Annotated in this window: 17 tRNA genes; all 17 read right to left on the bottom strand. The window is 49.5% G+C overall.

Annotation, left to right across the window (positions count from 1 at the left end):
- Positions 1-117 precede the first annotated feature (117 nt).
- Positions 118-189, bottom strand: a tRNA-Glu gene (locus Q1X33_RS10510).
- A gap of 15 nt (positions 190-204) precedes the next feature.
- Positions 205-278 (bottom strand) — tRNA-Ile (locus Q1X33_RS10505).
- 16 nt (positions 279-294) lie between these two features.
- Positions 295-365: transfer RNA gene (locus Q1X33_RS10500), tRNA-Gly, on the bottom strand.
- A 7-nt stretch (positions 366-372) separates the two neighbouring features.
- Positions 373-445: transfer RNA gene (locus Q1X33_RS10495), tRNA-Phe, on the bottom strand.
- Positions 446-453: 8 nt separating this feature from the next.
- Positions 454-527: transfer RNA gene (locus Q1X33_RS10490), tRNA-Asp, on the bottom strand.
- A 39-nt stretch (positions 528-566) separates the two neighbouring features.
- A tRNA-Met gene (locus Q1X33_RS10485) sits at positions 567-640 on the bottom strand.
- Positions 641-706: 66 nt separating this feature from the next.
- Positions 707-796 (bottom strand) — tRNA-Ser (locus Q1X33_RS10480).
- An 11-nt stretch (positions 797-807) separates the two neighbouring features.
- Positions 808-879, bottom strand: a tRNA-Glu gene (locus tag Q1X33_RS10475).
- A gap of 9 nt (positions 880-888) precedes the next feature.
- A tRNA-Ser gene (locus Q1X33_RS10470) sits at positions 889-976 on the bottom strand.
- 21 nt (positions 977-997) lie between these two features.
- Positions 998-1071, bottom strand: a tRNA-Ile gene (locus Q1X33_RS10465).
- Positions 1072-1088: 17 nt separating this feature from the next.
- Positions 1089-1159, bottom strand: a tRNA-Gly gene (locus Q1X33_RS10460).
- A 1-nt stretch (position 1160) separates the two neighbouring features.
- Positions 1161-1237, bottom strand: a tRNA-Asp gene (locus Q1X33_RS10455).
- Positions 1238-1275: 38 nt separating this feature from the next.
- A tRNA-Met gene (locus Q1X33_RS10450) sits at positions 1276-1349 on the bottom strand.
- A 66-nt stretch (positions 1350-1415) separates the two neighbouring features.
- Positions 1416-1505 (bottom strand) — tRNA-Ser (locus Q1X33_RS10445).
- A gap of 26 nt (positions 1506-1531) precedes the next feature.
- A tRNA-Ile gene (locus Q1X33_RS10440) sits at positions 1532-1605 on the bottom strand.
- Between the two features lie 13 nt (positions 1606-1618).
- Positions 1619-1692, bottom strand: a tRNA-Met gene (locus Q1X33_RS10435).
- A gap of 28 nt (positions 1693-1720) precedes the next feature.
- A tRNA-Ala gene (locus tag Q1X33_RS10430) sits at positions 1721-1793 on the bottom strand.
- Positions 1794-1850: the final 57 nt, after the last annotated feature.

Raw genomic sequence — 1850 nt, 5'->3', positions numbered from 1 at the left:
AATCCTTTCGGGAACTTGCAACGGACTGATTATAACAAATTTTGACTGCTCATGCTTGAAAAAATGATAAAAAGATCGTTTTTGGGCAATAAAAAAACACTCTCAAGAGTGTTTGCATGATCCGTACGGGATTCGAACCCGTGTTACCGCCGTGAAAGGGCGGTGTCTTAACCGCTTGACCAACGGACCAGTTTAAAAATGTAATGGGCCTAAATGGACTCGAACCATCGACCTCACGCTTATCAGGCGTGCGCTCTAACCAGCTGAGCTATAGGCCCCAAATAAAAAATGCAAAGCGGGTGACGAGAATCGAACTCGCGACAACAGCTTGGAAGGCTGTAGTTTTACCACTAAACTACACCCGCATTCCTATGGCGCGGGACAGAATCGAACTGCCGACACATGGAGCTTCAATCCATTGCTCTACCAACTGAGCTACCGAGCCAAAAACAACGGTCTGGACGGGACTCGAACCCGCGACCTCCTGCGTGACAGGCAGGCATTCTAACCAACTGAACTACCAAACCAGAAGCTTTGTATTGCTGCTTTGCCGTTCAACAAAGCAATTGCGGGAGCAGGATTTGAACCTACGACCTTCGGGTTATGAGCCCGACGAGCTACCAGACTGCTCCATCCCGCGATAAGTAATTACTTTACAGTAATTAAAGGACTGTGATTCTTTTGCTCGCAACAAAAGAGACAGTTAAGGAGGATAAGGGATTCGAACCCTTGCACGGTTTTACCCGCCTGACGGTTTTCAAGACCGTTCCCTTCAGCCGGACTTGGGTAATCCTCCAAAAGTAAAAATGATCCGTACGGGATTCGAACCCGTGTTACCGCCGTGAAAGGGCGGTGTCTTAACCACTTGACCAACGGACCAATAAAAAACGGAGAAGGAGGGATTTGAACCCTCGCGCCGGTTTCCCGACCTACACCCTTAGCAGGGGCGCCTCTTCAGCCACTTGAGTACTTCCCCAAATGTATGACTACATTTTGATGGGCCTAAATGGACTCGAACCATCGACCTCACGCTTATCAGGCGTGCGCTCTAACCAGCTGAGCTATAGGCCCAAAAAAATAAAAGCTAAAGCGGGTGACGAGAATCGAACTCGCGACAACAGCTTGGAAGGCTGTGGTTTTACCACTAAACTACACCCGCATGGCGGTCTGGACGGGACTCGAACCCGCGACCTCCTGCGTGACAGGCAGGCATTCTAACCAACTGAACTACCAAACCATATTTAGCTTTTATTGCGCTTTTGAAAACAAAAGCAATTGCGGGAGCAGGATTTGAACCTACGACCTTCGGGTTATGAGCCCGACGAGCTACCAGACTGCTCCATCCCGCGATAAGTAATTACTTTACAGTTATTAAAGGACTGTAATTCTTTTGCTCGCAACAATAGAGACAGTTAAGGATGATAAGGGATTCGAACCCTTGCACGGTTTTACCCGCCTGACGGTTTTCAAGACCGTTCCCTTCAGCCGGACTTGGGTAATCCTCCATAATAAAACAGATACAATGCCACAATGGACCTTGTAGGACTCGAACCTACGACCGGACGGTTATGAGCCGTCTGCTCTAACCAACTGAGCTAAAGGTCCAGGCTCTTAAAAATCGCGGCGGAGGGGATCGAACCCCCGACCTCCCGGGTATGAACCGGACGCTCTAGCCAGCTGAGCTACACCGCGTAAAAAAGAATCATTTATTCAAATGATATGGAGCCTAGCGGGATCGAACCGCTGACCTCCTGCGTGCAAAGCAGGCGCTCTCCCAGCTGAGCTAAGGCCCCTTTTGAAAAAGTATCGGGAAGACAGGATTCGAACCTGCGACCCCTTGGTCCCAAACC

This window comes from Enterococcus sp. B2E4 (assembly GCF_030499455.1).
Classification (GTDB): Bacteria; Bacillota; Bacilli; order Lactobacillales; family Enterococcaceae; genus Enterococcus_D; species Enterococcus_D casseliflavus.
This window is presented reverse-complemented; position numbering and strand designations above follow the sequence as displayed.